This is a genomic window from Nonomuraea sp. NPDC005730 (genome assembly GCF_040630865.1).
Lineage (GTDB): Bacteria > Actinomycetota > Actinomycetes > Streptosporangiales > Streptosporangiaceae > Nonomuraea.
The window spans coordinates 61,548-80,982 of record NZ_JBEXYK010000003.1 but is presented as its reverse complement, the minus strand read 5'-3'; the positions used below and the strand labels follow the sequence as shown (position 1 = coordinate 80,982).

At 72.6% G+C, this 19,435-nt stretch carries 21 protein-coding genes; 11 read left to right on the top strand and 10 right to left on the bottom strand.

What is annotated here, in order from left to right:
- Nucleotides 1–37 precede the first annotated feature (37 nt).
- The 7 genes from lipA to ABZ444_RS05320 all read left to right on the top strand — a co-directional run bounded on the left by lipA (nt 38) and on the right by ABZ444_RS05320 (nt 7,209).
- Nucleotides 38–967, top strand: coding sequence for a lipoyl synthase (lipA, locus tag ABZ444_RS05350; protein WP_357993008.1), 930 nt, complete (start codon nt 38–40; stop codon nt 965–967).
- A gap of 105 nt (nt 968–1,072) precedes the next feature.
- A complete protein-coding gene (locus tag ABZ444_RS05345; protein WP_357993005.1) occupies nt 1,073–2,029 on the top strand; it encodes a helix-turn-helix domain-containing protein in 957 nt (318 codons plus the stop codon).
- Nucleotides 2,030–2,125: 96 nt separating this feature from the next.
- Complete coding sequence (locus tag ABZ444_RS05340) at nt 2,126–2,509, top strand: VOC family protein (RefSeq protein ID WP_357993003.1); 384 nt, start codon at nt 2,126–2,128, stop codon at nt 2,507–2,509.
- Nucleotides 2,506–3,297 carry an alpha/beta hydrolase gene (locus ABZ444_RS05335; protein WP_357993000.1) on the top strand — a complete coding sequence of 264 codons (792 nt, stop codon included), beginning with the start codon at nt 2,506–2,508 and terminating at the stop codon, nt 3,295–3,297. The genes ABZ444_RS05340 and ABZ444_RS05335 overlap by 4 nt, the downstream gene beginning before the upstream one ends.
- 67 nt (nt 3,298–3,364) lie before the next feature.
- Entirely contained in the window at nt 3,365–5,707 is a 2,343-nt protein-coding gene (locus tag ABZ444_RS05330) for a glycoside hydrolase family 3 C-terminal domain-containing protein (RefSeq protein ID WP_357992996.1), read from the top strand.
- Between the two features lie 57 nt (nt 5,708–5,764).
- Nucleotides 5,765–6,445, top strand: a complete 681-nt coding sequence (locus ABZ444_RS05325; RefSeq protein ID WP_357992993.1) for a DUF4191 domain-containing protein — start codon at nt 5,765–5,767, stop codon at nt 6,443–6,445.
- A complete protein-coding gene (locus ABZ444_RS05320; protein WP_357992990.1) occupies nt 6,445–7,209 on the top strand; it encodes a class I SAM-dependent methyltransferase in 765 nt (254 codons plus the stop codon). Before ABZ444_RS05325 ends, ABZ444_RS05320 begins: the two co-directional genes overlap by 1 nt.
- Here ABZ444_RS05320 and ABZ444_RS05315 read toward each other — a convergent pair.
- Genes ABZ444_RS05315 through ABZ444_RS05300 form a run of 4 tightly spaced genes read right to left on the bottom strand, consistent with a single transcriptional unit; the run spans nt 7,190 to nt 10,456 of the window.
- Complete coding sequence (locus tag ABZ444_RS05315; protein WP_357992987.1) at nt 7,190–8,131, bottom strand: hypothetical protein; 942 nt, start codon at nt 8,129–8,131, stop codon at nt 7,190–7,192. The genes ABZ444_RS05320 and ABZ444_RS05315 overlap by 20 nt on opposite strands.
- A complete protein-coding gene (locus ABZ444_RS05310; RefSeq protein ID WP_357992984.1) occupies nt 8,115–8,753 on the bottom strand; it encodes a helix-turn-helix domain-containing protein in 639 nt (212 codons plus the stop codon). The genes ABZ444_RS05315 and ABZ444_RS05310 overlap by 17 nt, the downstream gene beginning before the upstream one ends.
- A gap of 48 nt (nt 8,754–8,801) precedes the next feature.
- Nucleotides 8,802–9,998, bottom strand: coding sequence for an MFS transporter (locus ABZ444_RS05305; RefSeq protein ID WP_357992981.1), 1,197 nt, complete (start codon nt 9,996–9,998; stop codon nt 8,802–8,804).
- Entirely contained in the window at nt 9,995–10,456 is a 462-nt protein-coding gene (locus tag ABZ444_RS05300) for an RDD family protein (protein WP_357992978.1), read from the bottom strand. Before ABZ444_RS05300 ends, ABZ444_RS05305 begins: the two co-directional genes overlap by 4 nt.
- A gap of 77 nt (nt 10,457–10,533) precedes the next feature.
- On the opposite strand from ABZ444_RS05300, the gene ABZ444_RS05295 reads away from it, so the two are divergent.
- Nucleotides 10,534–11,556, top strand: coding sequence for a hypothetical protein (locus ABZ444_RS05295; protein WP_357992975.1), 1,023 nt, complete (start codon nt 10,534–10,536; stop codon nt 11,554–11,556).
- A gap of 95 nt (nt 11,557–11,651) precedes the next feature.
- The gene (gene glnA / locus ABZ444_RS05290; RefSeq protein ID WP_357967604.1) at nt 11,652–13,076 is read left to right on the top strand and encodes a type I glutamate--ammonia ligase; all 1,425 of its coding nucleotides are present in this window, start codon (nt 11,652–11,654) and stop codon (nt 13,074–13,076) included.
- Nucleotides 13,077–13,159: 83 nt separating this feature from the next.
- Here the strand turns inward: glnA and ABZ444_RS05285 are convergent, their stop codons facing one another.
- The 3 genes from ABZ444_RS05285 to ABZ444_RS05275 form a co-directional block, all read right to left on the bottom strand.
- Nucleotides 13,160–13,354, bottom strand: coding sequence for a hypothetical protein (locus ABZ444_RS05285; RefSeq protein WP_357992972.1), 195 nt, complete (start codon nt 13,352–13,354; stop codon nt 13,160–13,162).
- 20 nt (nt 13,355–13,374) lie between these two features.
- Nucleotides 13,375–14,271 (bottom strand): class I SAM-dependent methyltransferase, encoded by an 897-nt coding sequence (locus tag ABZ444_RS05280; protein ID WP_357992969.1) that lies wholly within the window; start codon nt 14,269–14,271, stop codon nt 13,375–13,377.
- Between the two features lie 196 nt (nt 14,272–14,467).
- Complete coding sequence (locus ABZ444_RS05275) at nt 14,468–15,040, bottom strand: hypothetical protein (protein WP_357992967.1); 573 nt, start codon at nt 15,038–15,040, stop codon at nt 14,468–14,470.
- 143 nt (nt 15,041–15,183) lie between these two features.
- Between ABZ444_RS05275 and ABZ444_RS05270 the strand changes: the two genes are divergently transcribed.
- On the top strand, nt 15,184–15,417 hold the full coding sequence (locus tag ABZ444_RS05270) for a hypothetical protein (protein ID WP_357992963.1): 234 nt from the start codon (nt 15,184–15,186) through the stop codon (nt 15,415–15,417).
- Nucleotides 15,418–15,442: 25 nt separating this feature from the next.
- Here ABZ444_RS05270 and ABZ444_RS05265 read toward each other — a convergent pair whose 3' ends face one another.
- Nucleotides 15,443–16,165 (bottom strand): phenylalanine--tRNA ligase beta subunit-related protein, encoded by a 723-nt coding sequence (locus ABZ444_RS05265; protein ID WP_357992960.1) that lies wholly within the window; start codon nt 16,163–16,165, stop codon nt 15,443–15,445.
- On the bottom strand, nt 16,162–17,436 hold the full coding sequence (locus tag ABZ444_RS05260; RefSeq protein ID WP_357992957.1) for an MFS transporter: 1,275 nt from the start codon (nt 17,434–17,436) through the stop codon (nt 16,162–16,164). The genes ABZ444_RS05265 and ABZ444_RS05260 overlap by 4 nt, the downstream gene beginning before the upstream one ends.
- Before the next feature lie 83 nt (nt 17,437–17,519).
- Here ABZ444_RS05260 and ABZ444_RS05255 point away from each other — a divergent pair, with 83 nt between their 5' ends.
- Entirely contained in the window at nt 17,520–18,347 is an 828-nt protein-coding gene (locus ABZ444_RS05255; protein WP_357992954.1) for a LysR family transcriptional regulator, read from the top strand.
- Nucleotides 18,348–18,360: 13 nt separating this feature from the next.
- Here ABZ444_RS05255 and ABZ444_RS05250 read toward each other — a convergent pair whose 3' ends face one another.
- On the bottom strand, nt 18,361–19,404 hold the full coding sequence (locus ABZ444_RS05250) for a hypothetical protein (protein WP_357992951.1): 1,044 nt from the start codon (nt 19,402–19,404) through the stop codon (nt 18,361–18,363).
- Nucleotides 19,405–19,435 lie beyond the last annotated feature (31 nt).

The window sequence follows — 19,435 nt, the reverse complement described above, 5'->3', positions numbered from 1 at the left end:
GACCGGTCCGGTTCGGCGGCGGACGTAAGCTGGACGGGTGACCGTTGCTCCTGATGGCCGAAAGCTCCTCCGCCTGGAGGTGCGCAACGCCGAGACCCCTATCGAGCGCAAGCCCCCGTGGATCAAGACCAAGCTGAAGACGGGCCCCGAATACACCGAGCTGAAATCGCTCGTGCGCCGGGAGGGCCTGCACACGGTCTGTGAAGAGGCGGGCTGTCCCAACATCTACGAGTGCTGGGAAGACCGCGAGGCGACCTTCCTCATCGGCGGCGACCAGTGCACCCGCCGGTGCGACTTCTGCCAGATCGACACGGGCAAGCCCAAGGAATACGACCGCGACGAGCCGCGCCGGGTCGCCGAGTCCGTCCAGCAGATGGGCCTGCGCTACGCGACCGTGACCGGCGTGGCCCGCGACGACCTGCCCGACGGCGGCGCCTGGCTCTACGCCGAGACCGCGCGGCAGATCCACGCCCTGCTGCCGGGCTGCGGCGTCGAGCTGCTGGTGCCCGACTTCAACGGCAACCGCGACCAGCTGGAGGAGGTCTTCTCCAGCAAGCCCGAGGTGTTCGCCCACAACGTCGAGACGGTGCCGCGCATCTTCAAGCGCATTCGCCCCGCCTTCCGCTACGAGCGTTCGCTCGGGGTGATCACGACGGCCCGCGAGGCCGGGCTGGTCACCAAGTCCAACCTGATCCTGGGCATGGGCGAGACCCGCGAAGAGGTCGTCGAGGCGATGCGCGACCTGCACGCCGCCGGCACCGACCTGCTGACGATCACCCAATACCTGCGGCCGACGCCGCGCCACCACCCGGTGGAGCGCTGGGTCAAGCCGGAGGAGTTCGTCGAGCTGCAGGCCGAGGCCGAGGCGATCGGGTTCGCCGGGGTGCTGTCGGGGCCGCTGGTGCGCTCGTCCTACCGCGCGGGCCGGCTCTACCAGCAGGCCATCGCGGCCCGCCAGACCACCTGATCCAGGCTTGTCCCAGCTGATCCCGCTTGAGCGGAGCCCCGGGCCGTTTGCCCGGGGCTTTTCGCGTCCCTAGCATGGCAGGGCTGCCGAGGGAGGGGCGAGGCCATGGCGACCGTGATCCGCACCAGCGACCTGCCCGCGCGCAGCCGTCACGACGCCTGGCGCGGCATCGTCTGCGACACGCTCGGGCCGCTCGACCTGCGCATCGATTCCGGCGCGCCGCTGCGGGGCGAGATCGAGCTGGGGCAATTAGGCCCCGTGGGCGTGGGCCGGGTGCGCACGTCCACGCCGCACAGCGTCCACCGCACGGCGAAGTTGATCCACCGCGACAACCCCGAGCTGTACCGGGCCGTGCTGGCCGTCTCGGGCAACCCGGTGCTGCGCCAGGACGGCCGCGAGATCCGCCTGGACCAGGGCGAGTTCGCCATCTACGACTTCACCCGGCCCTACGAGGTGGCCTACGACTCGGCCGTGCAGCTGGCGGTGTTCAGCTTCCCGCACGAGCTGCTGCCGCTGCCGTACGACGATGTGGCGCGGCTGACCGCGGTGCCCGTCTCGGCGCGCGAGGGCACCGGCGCGCTGGCCGTGCCGCTGCTGCGCCGGGTCACCCAGGACTACGGCGACTACACCCCGGCCAGCGCGGCCAGGCTGGCGACGGTGGTGATGGACCTGGTCACCACGGCCCTGGCCGAGCGGGCCGAGCAGGCCGCCGCGGTGCCCGAGGACGCCCGCCGCCGCGCCCTGCTGCTGCGCGTGCGCGCCTTCATCGACCAGCGTCTGGGCTGGTCCGACCTCGACCCGGCGATGGTGGCCGAGGCGCACCACGTCTCGGTGCGTTACCTGCACCGGCTGTTCGAGTCCGAGAACACGACGGTGGCCGCCTGGATCAGGCACCGGCGGCTGGAGCGCTGCCGCGCCGACCTGCTGGGCGCCCGCCACCTGCCGGTCGGCGAGGTCGGGGCGCGGTGGGGGCTGCCCGACTCGGCGCACTTCAGCAGGCTGTTCAAGCGGGCGTACGGGCTGCCGCCGGCCGAGTTCCGGCGTGCCAACCCCGTGCGCTGATCGTCAACCGTCCTGGCACGGGGATCCAAGACGCGCGGGGTCGTGGTGAGCAGACTGAAGGTGTCGCAAAACACCTCAGATGCCAAGGAGCACGACATGCAGCTCTTCCTCAACCTCCCGGTCAAGGACCTGGACCGGTCGCAGAAGTTCTTCACCGAGCTCGGCTTCACGATGTACGGCATGGCCGAGGGCATGGCCTCGATGCTCGTCAACGAGCAGACGCAGGTCATGCTGCTCACCGAGCCGACGTTCGCCACGTACGTCACCAAGGAGATCGCCGACGCCGCCACCAGCACCGAGGCCATCCTGGTGCTGGGCATGGAGAACCCGGCCCAGGTGGACGAGCTGGTGGACAAGGCGCTCGCGCTCGGCGCCACCCCGGCCGGCGTGCCGCAGGAGGCCGGGTTCCGCTACCAGCGCGGCTTCGCCGACCTCGACGGGCACCACTGGGAGGCCCTCTGCCTGGTCCAGCCCGCGTGAACGGCCGGGCCACCTCGGCGGACGGCACCGTGCTGGCCTTCGACAGCTACGGCGCCGGGCCCGCGGTCGTGCTGGTCAACGGCGCGTTCGGCGACCGGTCGCACCCCACGCTGGCGGGCGTGGCCGCCGCGCTGGCGCCCTGGTTCACGGTCGTCGACTACGACCGCAGGGGCCGGGGCGGCAGCGGCGACACCCGGCCGTACGCGGTCGAGCGGGAGATCGAGGACCTGGCGGCGGTGATCGGCGCGGCGGGCGGGACGGCCATGGTGTTCGGGGGCTCGTCCGGCGCGGCGCTCGTGCTGGAGGCCGCCGCCCGGGGTCTCGGCATCACCAGGGTGGCGGTGTGGGAGCCGCCGTACCACGTGGACGACGACGCTCCCCCGCTGCCGGACGACTTCGCCGCGCAGCTCGACGCGCTGGTCGACGCGGACCGCTGGGAGGAGGCGGTCGAGCGGTTCATGGTGGAGGCGGCCGAGGTGCCGGTCGAGGCCGTGGCCGCGATGCGGGCCGACGCGTCGTGGGCGCACCTCAAGGGCGTGGCCCGCACGCTGGCCTACGAGGCCGCCGTCCTCGGGCCGGGCTGCCGGCTGCCGGCCGCCACGCTGGCCGCGATCGCGCAGCCGCTGCTGGTGCTGAGCGGGGAGCGGAGCCCCCGGTGGATGGCGGGCGCGGCGCTGGCGGTCGCGGCGGGCGTGCCGGGGGCGCGGCACCGGGTGCTGGAGGAGCAGTCCCACGCCGTGACGCCGGAGGCGCTGGTGCCCGAATTGCTGGAGTTCTTCGCCCGGTGACAGGCTTTGCGTAACGTAAAGGTCACAAACCTATCGAGTGCTCGGTTTTCTGGTGAACACTGATGCCGTGGAACTCGACGAACTGATCGCCCGGCTCGACCTCGCCACCAAGATCCGCCTGCTCACCGGGGCCGGCATGTGGTCCCTTCCGCCGATCCCCGAGATCGGGCTCGACCGGCTCGTGATGAGCGACGGCCCGATCGGCGTCCGCGGCGAGCAGTGGACCTCCGCGGACCCGTCGATCGCGCTGCCCAGCCCGACCGCGCTGGCCGCCACCTGGGACGTGGAGCTCGTCCGGCGGGCCGGCGCGCTGCTGGCCCAGGAGGCCCGGCGCAAGGGCGTGCACGTGCTGCTCGCGCCCACGATCAACCTGCACCGCTCCCCGCTCGGCGGCCGGCACTTCGAGTGCTTCTCGGAGGACCCGTACCTGACCGGCGAGATCGGCGCGGCCTACGTCGGGGGCGTGCAGGAGGGCGGTGTGGCCACCACGCCCAAGCACTTCGTGGCCAACGACTTCGAGACCGACCGCTTCACCGTGGACGTGCGGGTCGACGAGAAGACGCTGCGCGAGGTCTACCTGCGGCCGTTCGAGCGGGTGGTGCGGGCCGGCGCGTGGGGGCTGATGACGGCCTACAACTCGGTCGACGGCACCACCATGACCGAGCACTCCGCCCTGGTCAACGGCGTGCTGAAGGACGAGTGGGGGTTCGACGGGCTCGTCGTGTCCGACTGGACGGCCGTGCGCAGCACCGAGGCCGCCGCCCTGGGCGGCACCGACGTGGCCATGCCCGGCCCGTTCGGCCCGTGGGGTGACAAGCTGGAGGCCGCCGTCCGGGAGGGGCGGGTGCCCGAGTCGGTCGTCGACGACAAGGTCCGGCGCGTGCTGCGGCTGGCCCGGCGCACGGGCGCGCTCGGCGGTGGGGACCGCCCCGCCCCCGCCGTCATCGACGGCGTCGCGCTGGCCCGCGAGGTGGCCGCGCGCGGGTTCACCCTGCTCACCAACGACGGCGTGCTGCCGCTGCGGGACGTGCGCACGCTCGCGCTCATCGGCTCGGCCGCCGGTGAGGCCCGGGTCATGGGCGGCGGCAGCGCCCAGGTCTTCCCCGACCGGATCGTCTCCCCGCTGGCCGGGCTGAGCGCGCTGGAGGGCGTCGAGGTCCGCCACGCCGTCGGGACCGATCCGCGGATCCGCCTGGCGCCGCTGGCCTGCCCGGTCGTGGCGCAGTTCCTCGACGCGGGCGGCGGCCTGCTGGCCGAGCATCCGCTGGCGGCGGCCGAGGCGCGCTGGGTCGGCCAGTTGCCGCCGGACGTGGACGGCGAGCGGCTCGGGGCCGTGCGGCTGCGGGCGGCGTACACGCCGGACAGGTCGGGCCGGCACGAGTTGTCGGTGGCGGGCGTGGGCGCCTTCACCGTCACGGTGAACGGCGAGACCGTCTTCGACGCGGCGATCGAGCCGGAAGGCGGCGACCCGGCGGCCGCGTTCCTGTCGCCGCCGGAGCGGCGCTTCGCCGTCGAGATGACCGCGGGCGAGCCGTACGAGCTGGGCGTGACGCATCCGGCGGGGGCCTTCGGGGGCATGGCGTTCGTGGCGTACACGCTGGGCCACGCCGACCCGGCGCCGGGGCCGGACGAGCTGATCGCCGAGGCCGTGCGGGTGGCGGCGGACAGCGACGTGGCGGTGGTCGTGGCCTCGACCACGCCGGAGGTCGAGAGCGAGGGCTTCGACCGCGAGACCCTGGCGCTCCCCGGCCGCCAGGACGAGCTGATCCGCGCCGTGGCCGCGGCCAACCCGCGCACGGTGGTCGTGGTCAACGCGGGATCACCGGTGGAGATGCCGTGGGCGGGGGAGGTCGCGGCCGTGCTGCTGACCTGGTTCCCCGGGCAGGAGGCCGGGGCCGCGCTGGCCGACGTGCTGTCGGGCCGCGCCGAGCCCGGCGGCCGCCTGCCCACCACGTGGCCCGCGACGCTCGCGGACGCCCCCGTCACGGACGTCACCCCCGTGGACGGCGCTGTGGCCTACGACGAGGGCACGTACATCGGGTACCGGGCCTGGGAGCGGGCGGGGCGGGTTCCGGCGTTCTGGTTCGGCCACGGGCTCGGCTACACGACGTGGAGCTACGACTCCATCGCCGCCGAGGGCGCCACCGTGACCGTCGCGCTGACCAACACCGGCGACCGCTTCGGCCGCGAGGTCGTCCAGATCTACGTCTGTCAGGGCGCCGAGCGCCGTCTGGCCGGGTTCGACGTGGTCGAGGCCGAGCCGGGAGAGACCGTGATCACGACCGTCTTCCTGCCCGAACGCGCCTTCCAGGTGTGGGAGGACGGCTGGCGCACGATCGAGGGCGAGTACACGCTCCAGGCGTCCCACCACGTCGCGGACCCGAGGCTGTCGATCACGGTGAAGATCTAGCGACAAAGGCCAGTCGCGTTTTCCATAGTGCACCAGTTGGTTTGTATCCTTCTGAGCATGGCAAAGTCCGAGGATCCAGAGAAGCCGGGGCGCATCAAGCAGCTCCGCATGATCGCGCAGATCATCAAGCAGGCCAATCCCAAGGGGATGCCGATCGTCTTCCTCTCGGCGGTGGGCACGCTGGCTGTGGTCGTCGTGATCGGCCTGGTCACGGACTACCTGTGGTATTCGGTGTTCATCGGCGTCCTGGCCGCGCTCACCGTCGGGCTGGTCGTCTTCGGCCAGCTCGCCCAGAAGGCCCAGTACTCGATCCTGCACGGCCAGACCGGCGCCGCCGCCGCGGTCCTGCAGGGCATGCGGGGCAACTGGCAGGTCACCCCGGCCATCGCCGTCAACCGTGACCAGGACCTGGTCCACCTCGTCGTCGGCTTCCCGGGGGTCGTGCTGGTCTCCGAGGGGCCGGGCAACCGGGTGGCCAGGATGCTCGCGGCCGAGAAGAAGCGGGTCGCGCGCGTGGTGCTGGGCGTCGAGATCTACGACATCCAGTGCGGCGACGGCGAGGGCCAGGTGCCGATCGCCAAGCTCCAGCGGCACATCATGAAGCTGCCGCGCAACCTGAAGAAGCCCTCGGTCAACGAGGTCAAGGACCGGCTGCGCTCGCTGCCGAAGAACCTGCCGATGCCGAAGGGCCCGATGCCCAAGGGGGCCCGCATGCCGCGCGGCCCGAAGATGCGCTAGTGCCGTCGGTCTCCTCGCGGGCCAACCGCCACTGGTGGGACGGCAACGCCGACGACTACCAGGTCGAGCACGGCGACTTCCTGCGGGACACCGGGTTCGTCTGGTGCCCCGAGGGCGTCGACGAGGCCGAGGCGCACCTCCTGGGCGAGGTGCGCGGCCGGCGGGTGCTGGAGATCGGCTGCGGCGCGGCGCAGTGCGCGCGGTGGCTGGTGACGCAGGGGGCCCGGGTGGCCGCCTTCGACATCTCCCACCGGCAGTTGCGCCACTCCCAGCGCATCGACCTCGACACCGGCCTGCGCGTCCCCGTCGCGCAGGCCGACGCCGAGTCGCTGCCGTACGCGTCCGGCGCCTTCGACCTGGCCTGCTCGGCGTACGGGGCGCTGCCGTTCGTGGCCGACCCGCTGGCGGTCTTCCGCGAGGTGCGCAGGGTGCTGCGGCCGGGCGGCCGGTTCGTGTTCTCGGTGAGCCACCCGATCCGGTGGGCCTTCCCCGACGATCCCGGCCCGCGCGGGCTCACCTCCGACCGCTCCTACTTCGACCGCTCGCCCTACGTCGAGCGGGACGACGACGGCACCCCCTCCTACGTCGAGCACCACCGCACGATGGGCGACTGGATCGGCCTGCTGGCCGCCTCCGGGCTGACCCTCACCGGCCTGCTGGAGCCGGAGTGGCCGCGGGGGCACGAGCGCGCGTGGGGCGGCTGGAGCCCGCTGCGCGGCCGGCACATCCCCGGCACGGCCATCTTCACCTGCGCGAATACCTAGCCGCCAGCGCGGCGAAGACCTCCTTGGGCTCCCAGCGGGTCTCGTCGAGCATCCTGACCACGCCGTAGGAGCCGAGGTCGTCGGCGCCCCGCCGGTGGTAGGCGGCGAAGGTGAACCAGAACGCGGCCTCCAGGCCCTCGGCCTCGAAGACGTCGAGCAGCTCGTCGAGGTAGCGGACCTGCTCCCCCTCGTCGGGCACGGCCCCCTCGGGCACCACGTACGCCGAGCCGCCCCGCTCCCCCGCGCCCTTGTAGGCGCAGGTGCCGAACTCGGTGACGGCCACCGGCTTGCCGTGGGCGAAGTGGGCCCGCAGCTCCGCCGGGAAGTCCGCGGCGTTGTATGCGGCGCGGTAGGCGTCGACGCCGACGATGTCGAAGGGCGTCCAGTCGACCAGCTCCCAGGGGCCCGACGCGTACGTGAGCCGGCCGCCGAACCGGGCCCTGACCGCCGCGGCGGCCTCGGCCAGGAAGGCGTTGAAGCGGGGCGCGACGTCGGCGGCCGTCGACTCCCACCAGGCGAGGTCGGCCGTCGACATGGCCGCCAGGCGCTCGCCGTACGTGGCGCCGGGGATGAAACCGTGGCAGAACGCGCTGGACTCGCACCCGGCGACCAGCACCACCCCGGCGCCGGCGCGGCGCAGGGACTCGGCGCGGGCGGCGCAGTCGGCGTAGAGGGCGACGGCCTGCTCGGGGGTGGCGTCCACGGGGAAGGGCGCGAACCACACCTCCAGACCGGCCGCGGCCGCCCGCTCGGCCGCGACGGAGAGCCGGTCGGGATCGCCGCCGGAGACGCGGACGGCCGTGCAGTGGAGCTCGTCGGCGATCACCCGCATCTCGCGGGCGACGACGTCGGGGTCGAAGGTCCGGCGGGTGAGCTGCGGCCCGTTCAGAAACCCAGTGTCGTAGTTAATCCCTTTTTTCACTGTTTTCCCCCTTTATAGATGAAAAGCCGTTTTCGAGGAGGTCGAAGGCCGTCTCGACGTCGTCCGCCAGCAGCCGGCCCGCCTCCTCCAGCGAGCCCCCCGAGGCGAGCCGGTGGAAGAACGTCTCCTGCAGCGTGGTGATCGCGGCGGTGATCTGGGCCGCCATGAGCTGGGCGGTCAGGTCGCCCGCGGGCGCGCCCACGGCCTCGGCCAGCGCCGCGGCCAGCGCGTGCCGCTCCCCCGCGTGGGTCTGCTGGACGGCCGCCAGCAGCGCCGGGGCGGCCGCGATCACCCGGACGCGGGTCAGCAGCCCCTCCACGTCCACCTCCCGCGCGCCCCGGGCGGCCATCGACCGGTAGTGCTCGCGCAGCGCGCCGAGCGGCGAGGCACCCGGCGCGCGGCCCGCCACGATGGCGGCCGTGTCCTCCGCGACGCCGTCGAGGGCCAGGCACTCCTTGCTGGGGAAGTACGCGAACAGCGTGACCTTCGCGACCCCGGCCGCCTCGGCGATCTCGTTGACCGTCACCGCGTCGTAGCCGCGCTCGGCGAACAGCCGCAGAGCCGTCTCCGCGATGCGCCGCCGCGTCTGCTCCTTCTTGCGCTCCCTGAGCCCCGCCATCATGGGGCCACAATAACCGTACCGGGTAAGAATTCAAACTCGGTACGGAATTTATTCCGCGGTGCTCATCGGCGCGCGGGCGGCCAGACCGGCGGTGGCGGCGAGCATGGCGGCGCTGAGCGCGAAGACGCCGAGCACGCCGGTCGCCCCCGCCACCACGCCCGCCAGAGCGGGCACCAGCACCTGTCCCAGACGGTTGCCGGTCAGGCGCAGCGCGAGCGCCGTGCCGCGCTCTCCCGCCCGCGCGCGACCGGCCACCCACGACAGCGTCAGCGGCTGGCCCAGCCCCAGCGCGAACCCCATCAGCGCGACGACCGGCACCGCGGCGGCCGTACCGCACAGCGGCAGCGCGGCGACCGTGACTGCGGCGGCGACGGTGCTGGTCACCAGGACGGCGCGGCGGCCGTACCGCAGGACCAGGCGTTCCATGGCGAGCCTGCTCGCCATGGTGGTGGCGGCCCGCAGCGCCAGCAGCGCGCCGACCGCGACCACCCCGGCGCCGCGGCTCTGCCCCCAGGCCGGCAGGTACGCCAGCACCAGGTCGATCGTGGACACGGTGGCCAGGCTCGTGACCAGGGCCTGCCACATGCCCTCCTGGCCGAGCGTGCCCCGCAGCGGGAAACGCCGGACGGCGGCCCGCGACCGCGCCGGGCCCGGCCCGTCGGTCCACAGGCTCGCCAGCCCCGCCACCAGCCCGAACCCGGCCGCCACGACGAGGGCGGGCCCGACGCCGGCAGCGCCGCCTGCGTTGCCGCTGGTGGCGAGCGTGCCGCCCGCCACCAGGGCAGCGGCGGACGGCCCGGCGAGCTGGCCGAGCGAGGTGAACACGGTGAAGCGCGCGTAGGCGCGGTCATGGCCCCCGGCGGCCACCCGGTTGGCGATGACGGCCTGCTGGGCGACGACGGACAGCAGGTGCCCGAGCCCGAACAGCGCGTTGAGCAGCACCAGCGCCCACAACGAGCGGGCCACGGCCAGGGCCAGGGCGCTGCCGGTGATCAGCGCGGCGCCCAGCAGGGCCGCGCCGCGCTCGCCGGAGGCGTCCACCCAGCGGCCCACGGAGACGGCCGCGAAGAGCGGGAGCACCGAGAACCCGGCGGTGATGAGCCCGATGCCGAGGTTGCCCGCACCGATCTCGATGGCCAGGTAGCTCACCATCGGACGGGCCGCGAACGTCGCCGCCTGCACGCACACCGCCGCCACCATGAGCGGGCCGAACCAGCGGCCCGCCCCGGCCCGGCCGGTCGTCACATCCGGACGACCATGGTGTTGGACACCCGGTCGTGCACCCCGCGGTGGTCACGGTCCCAGATCAGCGCCGGCAGGGCCAGGCCGAGCAGGACGGTGCGCACCAGCACGGGCAGCAGGCGCGGGGCGCCGCCGTCCATGGCGGCGACGCGGATACCGGCGAGCCGGTGGCCGAACGTCTGGCCCATGAAGCCGACGAGCAGCAGGTACTGGAGCGCGAACACCGCCACGGGCGCCCACGGGGACTCGGCCGGGTTCATCCTGAGCAGCAGCTGCACGACGACCCAGGTGCAGATCATCCAGTCGATCACGAGCGCGGCGATCCTGCGCCCCCACCCGGCGACCGATCCGCTGCCCTCCTCGGGCAGGCCGAGACGCTCACCCGGGTATCCGAGGTCGACCCCGGCGGACCGGATGCCGCCCAGCCAGGTCTGCGTCCACCGAGGCTCGTTGCTGCTCATGCCGTCAACGGTATCCGGCCCCCGGGCCGGTCGGCATCGTGACCCAACCGCGCTCTGCCCTCGCCATCATGGTCGCCATGCCACACGGGGATGACCTTGACGCGCGCTTCAACGAGGTGGTCGCGCAGATCGACGAGGGCGAGCGCCGCAGGATGCGCTCGTCCGCCGCCAAGGGGGCCAGGGAAGGTGTGCCGCGGCAACGCGCGCCACGCCCGCCGCGGCGGGACCGCTCACCCGCCGGCCACATGCCGGTCGATCATCGTCCGCGCCGGCTCGGGCGCATGCCGGTCGCGCTGATCGCGTTGTGCGCGATCGTGGGCGCCGCGGGGGTCGTGGTCACCTACCGTCCCGACCTGCTCGGCGCGAATCCGGGCCTGGAGGCCCTGTCCGTGCCCGCGAACCCCGTGGACGTGGACGGCCCCTTCGCCGGCTCGCCCGCCGAGCACTACGCCGACGGCGCCGCGGGGCTCGTGATGCCGGCGGCGAAGGCGCTGGGCGGCCTGTCGAAGGCGGACGTGGCCAAGGGCCTGGAACGCACCCGCGCCCTGCTGGCGGCCGCCCTGCTCGACCGCAGGACGCTGCTGGGCGGCCGGCCCGCGGCGTTCGCCGGGCTGCTCGACCCCGACCAGCGCGACCGGTTCTACGAGGAGCTCGGCGGCAAGAAGTACGACAGCCGCCAGATGGTCAACAGCTTCGCCCCCCGCAGCGCCGAGCTCGCCACCGACGTGATCAAGATCAACGGCACCGCCCGCCTCGGCACCTTCCGGGAGGACGGGCGGCACGGCGTCAAGGTCGAGGTGAACTACCTGGCCGTCTACGCCGTGCGCCGCCCCGGCGTGCCGGCCACCACCATGCGGCTGGTCTCGCAGCTCACCGGCGAGGTGCAGCTCTACCGCTCGGAAGGCAAGCCGGCCGTGTACGTGGACTGGGGCATGAGCAGCACCCCGGCCGATTGCGACATCGACGACGGGTTCGTCCACCCCGTCTACGAGGACGACGCGCCCGGTACGGTCGCGCCGACGGGCCCGGCCCACGACCCCTACGACCTGGACGACCGGCCGGTTTTCGACGGAGGCTGCGACACGTCCCAGGGGACGTGACCCTGCGTAACACATGCGAAACAATCGAGACACCGTACGGAAACGGCCGCGACCTAGCGTCGGCATGATGGCCAGTCCCTCAGGGAGGTTCGAGAGTGTTCAACTCCGCCGACGACGTCCTGAAGTTCATCAGTGACGAAGGGGTGCAGTTCGTCGATGTCAGGTTCACCGACCTGCCGGGGACGACGCACCACTTCACCTTCCCGGTCGAGAACTTCGGCGCGAACGTCTTCACCGACGGGCTCATGTTCGACGGCTCGTCCATCCGCGGCTTCCAGGCGATCCACGAGTCGGACATGCTGCTGCTGCCCGACCCGTCCAGCGCGGTGCTCGACCCGTTCCGCCAGCACAAGACGCTCAACCTCAACTTCTTCGTGCACGACCCGCTGACCGGCGAGGCCTACAGCCGCGACCCGCGCAACGTGGCGCGCAAGGCAGAGGAATACCTCAAGGGCACCGGCATCGCCGACACCGCCTACTTCGGCCCCGAGGCCGAGTTCTACATCTTCGACGACGTGCGCTTCGAGACGAAGGCGAACGCCGGCTACTACTACATCGACTCCATCGAGGGCGCCTGGAACACCGGCAAGCGGGCCGAGGGCGGCAACCTGGGCTACAAGCCGCGCTACAAGGGCGGCTACTTCCCGGTCCCGCCGATGGACCACTTCACCGACCTGCGCTCGGAGATGGTGCGCAACCTCATCGAGTGCGGCATCGACGTCGAGATGCAGCACCACGAGGTCGGCACGGCGGGCCAGGCGGAGATCGACTTCAGGTTCGGCACGCTGCTCAAGACGGCCGACAACCTGATGCTCTACAAGTACGTCATCAAGAGCACCGCCCTGGAGTACGGCCACACCGTCACGTTCATGCCCAAGCCGATCTTCGGTGACAACGGCTCCGGCATGCACTGCCACCAGTCGCTGTGGAAGGACGGCTCGCCGCTGTTCTACGACGAGGTCGGCTACGCGGGCCTGTCCGACACCGCCCGCTACTACATCGGCGGCCTGCTGCGGCACGCGCCGTCGCTGCTGGCCTTCACCAACCCGACGGTCAACTCCTACCACCGCCTGGTCCCGGGCTACGAGGCCCCGGTCAACCTGGTCTACTCCCAGCGCAACCGCTCGGCCTGCGTGCGCATCCCGATCACGGGGTCCAACCCGAAGGCCAAGCGCATCGAGTTCCGCGTGCCCGACCCGTCGTGCAACCCGTACTTCGCCTTCTCGGCGATGCTGATGGCGGGGCTCGACGGCATCCGCAACAAGATCGAGCCGCCGGAGCCGGTCGACAAGGACCTCTACGAGCTGCCGCCGGAGGAGGCCCGCCAGGTGCCGCAGGTGCCGGGCTCGCTGCCCGAGGTGCTCGACGCGCTGGAGGCCGACCACGACTACCTGCTCGAAGGCGGCGTGTTCACGCCCGACCTGATCGAGACGTGGGTGTCGTACAAGCGGGAGAACGAGGTCGACCCGATCCGCCTGCGGCCGCACCCGCACGAGTTCGAGCTGTACTACGACGTGTGACCGGGGCCGCGCGGTGACCTGCATGTTCATCGCGCGGTTCGGCCTGGTTCCGCCTCAGTTCCGTCCGCGCGGCGAGCACCGCGTCAATCGCGGCGCGCGTCGACCCAGTGCCGCAAGTCGTGGAAGCGGAAGCCCGTGGGAAGGTCCTGCACCTTGTCACGGGCCTTCCGCATTGCACGCTCAAGCTTCCGAGGGCCGACCTGCGCGCCATTGTCGTCGGCCGGGAAAGTCTCTCCGCTGTGGCCGGCCTGGACGTGAGCCGACAGCTCATCCGTCATGCACGTCCTCTGCCGTACCGTCACCGCCTGGCCCTCGCAGACGGCGAAGTTGCCGACGTGGCCTGCGCTCGCTCAGGGACCCGCGCGGCCACCAGCGTCTCGAAGGTGTAGGGCCGCAGGCCATCGGTACGGCCGGCGAAGTACCGCTGCTGGAGGTCTGCATGTGCAGGGTGGTCCACGACCTTCAGCCCGCACCGGCTGATCAGCCTCTCGATCTCGGATACCGGCCAGCCAGGCTGAAGAGGCTCGCCGACAGAAGCCGCGATCGGCGTGTAGATACGGGCGAATTCCGTCCCCGCGTCGTCGAGCGCACAGTCCTCGGCCCGGTAGGAGAACACCACCTCAGACCCGGGAGCAGCCGCCGCGATCGTGCGCAACGTCGACTCGATCGCCTGTGCCGTCAGATAGGGGGCGACGCCCGTCCAGCAGAACATCGCCGGCTGCGCCCAGTCGAACCCAGCCGGGCCCAGAGCATCCTGAACCGGTCCGGCCTCGAAATCAACCGGCACGAATACCTGCGAGTCGCTGAGCGGCAGGCCGAGCTCCCTGACCCGCTCGAGCTTCCAGGCCTGGGAGGCAGGGTGATCAACCTCGAACACCGTCAGCGAGCCGAGCAGATCCGGCCGCCGCCACGCGAACGAGTCAAGCCCCGCGCCAAGAATCACGTACTGCGTGAAGGCGCCAGCAGCCAGCCGGTCCTCGGCGTACCGGCTGCGGGTGCAGACAGCCGCACGGGACTCGCTGCGGACCGGGCCGGGGAACAGCGGATCGAACTGGTCTCGCAGCTGCTGCCATACCGGGCCGACAAGCACCAGGGCCAGCACATCGTCCAGTACCCACGGCGACGCCGTCTCCAGGCGAAACAATCCACGCGACACGGCCGCGAACATCGCCGTCCTGCTCGGCGCGCTTTCCATACATTCCTCCTCGCCGGCCAGAACCCAGCATGCCGGCCACGCCCGGCCACTCCGCGCACTTCACAGGATGCGTCCGAAGCGCCCTGACGGCCATAGCCGGATCGCCTGGCAGCCACGATCTGCCCGCCATCGGGATCCGCCAAAACGGCCAGGCACGCCAGCATCACAGCCGCCTGCACGCCACCACGCCCGTCGCTCACTCCCCCGGGACGGAGCCGCCGCGCCCTTCGGGCCGGTCGATCGTCCTCCCCAGGAAGGTCGCCTGGGGGACCTCTCCGCCGCCGACGACGAGGCTGCGCCGGGCGGCCCCGTAGTACGCGTCCCGCGCCTCGTCGACCCGGCGGACCGCCGGACCCCACGACTCCCAGTCGTCGGTGACGCCGCGGGTGAAGTCGTTCAGACGCTCGATCGTCCCGCGCCACGCGCGGGCCGCTTCCACGGTGGCCGCGTCGCCCAGGAGCAGGACGCCCTCCCAGGTCCTGGTCCGGCGGTCCTCCGCCGCAGCGTAGAGCCGGCCGACCTCCTCGTCGTCGATCGGCTCGCTGCGCGCTCCCGGCCGCCTCCTCGCGGTCGCCCTGTGCGCCAGGACCGACAGGTCCTTGAGCGTGCCGGCGTACTGCATGTAGGCGTCGAGACGCTGGGCGTCCCATCGCGTCCGCATCTCCCGGTTCCATCGAGCCCTGTCGGCCGCTCGGGTCGTGGCCAGCGTCGCCAGGGCGCCGACGACGACGCCCAGCAGCGCGGGCAACTGGGCAAGCAGCTGGCTCATGGGGAGAGCGTGGCACCCGTTCCGCTCCCCCGCAACGGCCGCTTGCGAGGGATCTGGCGGGCTTCGCCGAACGCGGTTACCTTGATCCCAGATCACGCAACCGGCCATCGGCCGAACGCGCCCGAAGGATCTGGAGGACCGTCATGAGGATCAGACGAGGGCTGTTAGCCGCGGTGCTGGCCGCCGGCGCGCTCTGTCTCGGTTCGACCCCGGCTCACGCCATTCCGCCGCCGCCGCCCGGCGGCGACCTCCTCGTCGTCTTCGCCTACTTCAACGGCGACCAGCTCGTCGGCCAGCGCTGGTTCGGCTGCAGCCAGCCCGCCGGCGAGTGGGGCATCCTGTCGGGCACCCAGAAGGTCTACTTCACCCCCTGCTGAGCCGCGAGCGGGGACCGCCCCGTGGTCAGAAGTCGAAGCGGGGCGCCGACGCGGTGAGGATCTCCGACTTCGGCGACACCGGCCACAGGGCGGTCAGCTCGTCGTAGAGGGCCGTGGCCAGGCGTTCGACGTCCGCGCGGGCCGTCTCGTGCAGGGCCTCGGCCACGATGAGCACGTCGGTGGTGGTGTCGCGGACCGCCGACAGGCCGCTCTGCCGGTTGGTCCAGCGGCGCGCGTGCGCCCGGCCGTCCGCGTCGGCGAAGATCACTTCTCCGGCGGCCGGGTGCTCCGTCTCGCCGGAGAAGGTCAGGTACGTCTCCTCGCCCGAGGCGTACCGCACCTCGACGAAGCCGGAGACGCGGGAGACGTCGAACACCGCCACCGGCACGGCGAAGGCGATCGAGACCGCGTTGCACAGGTCGATCAGGGGATGCAGGCGCGGCAGTGCGCCCTCCTTCCTGAAGCGGCGTAGCAGCGACTCCGAGGCGCACCGGTACTGCGTCGGCTTGAGCCCCATCCGGGTGAACGCCCGCCGCCACGCCTGGATCTCGGGCAGCTCGCTCTCGGGGGCGGCCCGCCGGGCGGCCAGGTCGCAGTAGCGGGCCACCTGGTCGTCGACGCGGGCGGCGGCGTCGACGCCCGCCACGCGGAGCGCGAAGGGCACCAGGTCGGGGAAGTCCCGCCAGATGTCCGCGGAATGCTGGAAACGCACTGTCACCTCGCCGGTCGTCTCTCTCGTGCGCCTCACGATACTGCGGCGGCCTCCTGGCGTCCCCGCGCGGCCTGCCGGGCGCGCGCGGCGGCCAGGGCGTAGCAGCCGAACGTCACCGCCGTCAGGACGGCCGCGGCGAGCAGGGGCCGCCCGACGACGCCCAGCACCGCCACGCCGAGGGTGGCGCCGACCTGGCGGGAGGCGTTCAGCACGCCGCCCGCGGTGCCCGCCGTGCCCGCGGGGGCGGCGTTCACCATGCCCGCCATCAGCGCCGGGAACACGAACGACAGCCCGAACCCCATGACCACCAGCCAGGGCGCCAGCACGTCGGTGAACGCCACCCCCGCCAGCCCGGTCGCCAGGAGGGCGAGACCGCCCAGGATCGGCGGACGGGGGCCGTAGCGGGCCACCAGGCGGCCGGTGAGCAGCGGGTTCACCGTCATGGGCAGCGTGAGCGGCAGGAAGGCGAGCCCGGCGGCGACCGGGGACAGGTGGCGGGTGTCCTGGAGGAGGAGGGTGAGCACGAACAGCGCGCCGGAGAAGGCGAAGTTGGCGACCGTCCCGGCCAGCAGCTCCGGCCAGGTGGCGGCGAGCAGGCCGCCGGGCAGGGCGGGGGCGTGGCTGCGGCGCTCCACCAGCACCAGCGCCACCAGGGTGGCCACGGCCAGCGCGGCGGCGAGCGCGGAGGTGTCGATCAGGGCCTCGGCGACCAGGCCGAGCAGCACGCAGGCCAGGGCCTGGACCTGCCAGTCGATGCGCCGAGAGCCGCGCGGGGAGGCGACGTTCCGCATGATCAGCAGGCTGGCCACGGCGAAGGGCACGTTGACCAGGAAGACGGCGCGCCAGCCGGACAGGCCGACCAGGAGGCCGCCGAGCAGGGGGCCGGCGGCCAGCGCCGAGCCGGTGAGTGCCGCCCACAGGCCGGTGGCGCGGGCGCGGGCGGCGGGCGCCGGGAACATCTCGGCGAGCAGCCCGAGCGAGCCGCCCGTGCACAGCGCCGCGGCCACGCCCAGCAGCGCGCGCAGCGCGATCAGCACGCCGAGGTCCGGCGCCGCCGCGCTGAGCAGCGACAGCGCGCCGAACAACGCCACCCCGGCCGTGAAGACGCGGGCCGCGCCGAACCGGTCGGCCACGGCGCCGGCGGTGAGCAGCGACGCGGCGAAGGCGACGGTGTAGGCGTTGACCGCCCACTGCTGCCCGGCCAGCGAGCCGCCGAGGGAGGCACGCAGGTCCGGCAGTGCGATCGTCAGCACGGTCGTGTCGAGGATCACCAGGAAGTAGGCGAGGGAGAAACCGAACATTCGCATGCCCACAGCCTGCTCAAACGCCGCTTTTCCCCTCAACAGGCGTCGCCGTACGAGGCATTCGGGAAAACCTTATGCTGCTTTATATGGACTTGCGGCAGTTGAGGGGCTTCGTCGCCGTCGCGGGGGCGGGCACCGTCACCGGCGCGGCGAACGTGCTCGGCCTGGCCCCGGCGTCGGTGTCGGAGCAGGTGCGCAGGCTGGAGGGCAGCCTCGGCGTGCCGCTGTTCGAGCGCACGCCCCAGGGCATGCGGCTGACCGAGGCCGGCGCCGCGCTGCTCGGCCGCGCGCAGGGCCTGCTCGACCACGCCGAGGAGGTGCGCCGCGCGGTCACCGGCCGGCGCCGCCGGGTGCGCGTCGGCGCGCTGGAGATGCTGGCCGCCGCCCGGCTGCCCGCCGTGCTGCGCCGCCTGTCCGACCGCCGTCCCGACCTGGACGTGGACGTACGCTCCCTGATGCGGCAGGACCTGCTGGCCCAGGTGGCCGCCGGCGACCTGGACGCGGCGCTCCTGCTCGACCTCGGCCCCCGGATCGGCGGCCTCGGGTTCACCCCGCCACCCGGCATGGACTTCCTCGACGTCGGCGAGGTCGCGCTGTCGCTGGTCGCCGCGCCCGACGGCGAGCGGGAGCCGCTGCTGGTGAGCCCGCCCGGCTGCTCGATCCGGCTCGCGGCCGACCAGGCGTTCGGCCCGGACGTGCCGCGCAGGGAGCTGACCAGCATCGCCACCGCCCGCGAGTGGGCCAGGCAGGGCTTCGGGCAGGCCCTGCTGCCGGACTTCGCGCTGGGCGCCGACCTCGACTCCGGCGCGCTGGTCGCGCTCGACTGCCGGGCGCCCGCGCTGGCCCTGCGCCTGGTCTGGCTGCGCGGGCGCGAGGAGTCGCTGCGGGACGTGCTGTACGCCATGAGCGCCTGACCCGGCGGCCCGTTCACTGGTCCTTGCGCCGGGCCTTGATGCCGGTGATGCGGCGGAACACGTCCCACCAGAAGGGGGCGCCGAACAGCAGGGCCACGTACGTCAGCAGGTAGCCGGGCCAGTGGCTGGGGGTGGTGAGCCGGCTCCACCAGGTGGCACCGTTCCAGTGGAGTGTGGGGTCGCCCTCGGCCGGGATGGCGATGCTGACCAGCGCGTGCTGGAGCATCTGGACCATCGCGGGCTCGCTGAGCGTCTCGGTGATGCACGGCACGGGGTCGGACTGGCCGCACCGCGCCTTGAGCTCGTCGTAGGCCGACGGGCCCGCCTCGGCCACGGCGGTCACCGAGGCGCGGAAGGCGTTGTCGCGCAGCAGCGTCTTGCCGTACTCCAGGCCGTCCATGGTGAACAGCAGCGTGACCAGGAGGCCGAGGACGGCCACCACCCATTTGACGTAGCGCTTGTACAACATCGACAGGCGTTCCATCTCGCCGTCGAACCAGGTCTCGACGCCCTGCCTGAACCGGTCGAGGTCGCGCTGCGCGGTCTCCCAGACGCCGCGCAGGTGGCCGTACAGGGGGCTGCCCATCTCCTTGAGCTTGGCCAGGAAGCCCTCGACGCCCTCGGGCTCGGCGGCCGCCATCTCCATCAGGGCGACGGCGAAGCGCCCCGGCGGGATGTTGGCGATGCTCGTCCGGCCCTTCGTCGGGTGGTCGATCTCCTGGACGCGTTCGTACAGCAGCCGGACCATGGCGTCCTGCGCCTTGGGCTCGGCGACCGGCAGCGTGCCGGGCTCGGCGGGCGCGGGCTGGTCGCTGTGGGCGGGCCGGGGATCGCGGGAGAACGGCAGCGCGGCGAACACGTCGCGCACCTTGGCGGGCAGCCACGACCTGCCCTGCGCGTCGGCGCCGTCGAGGGTGTCCCTGAGGTAGGCCCACAGGAACTTGCTGCGGATGGCGAGCAGGCGCACGAACGCCTCGTTGACCCCGCTCACCAGCAGTGAGAGCAACAGGAACGACACCACCAGGCCGAGGGCCAGGTCCACGTAAACGGATAACACCTGCGCCTTGATACACCCCCGCGTGGGCCGG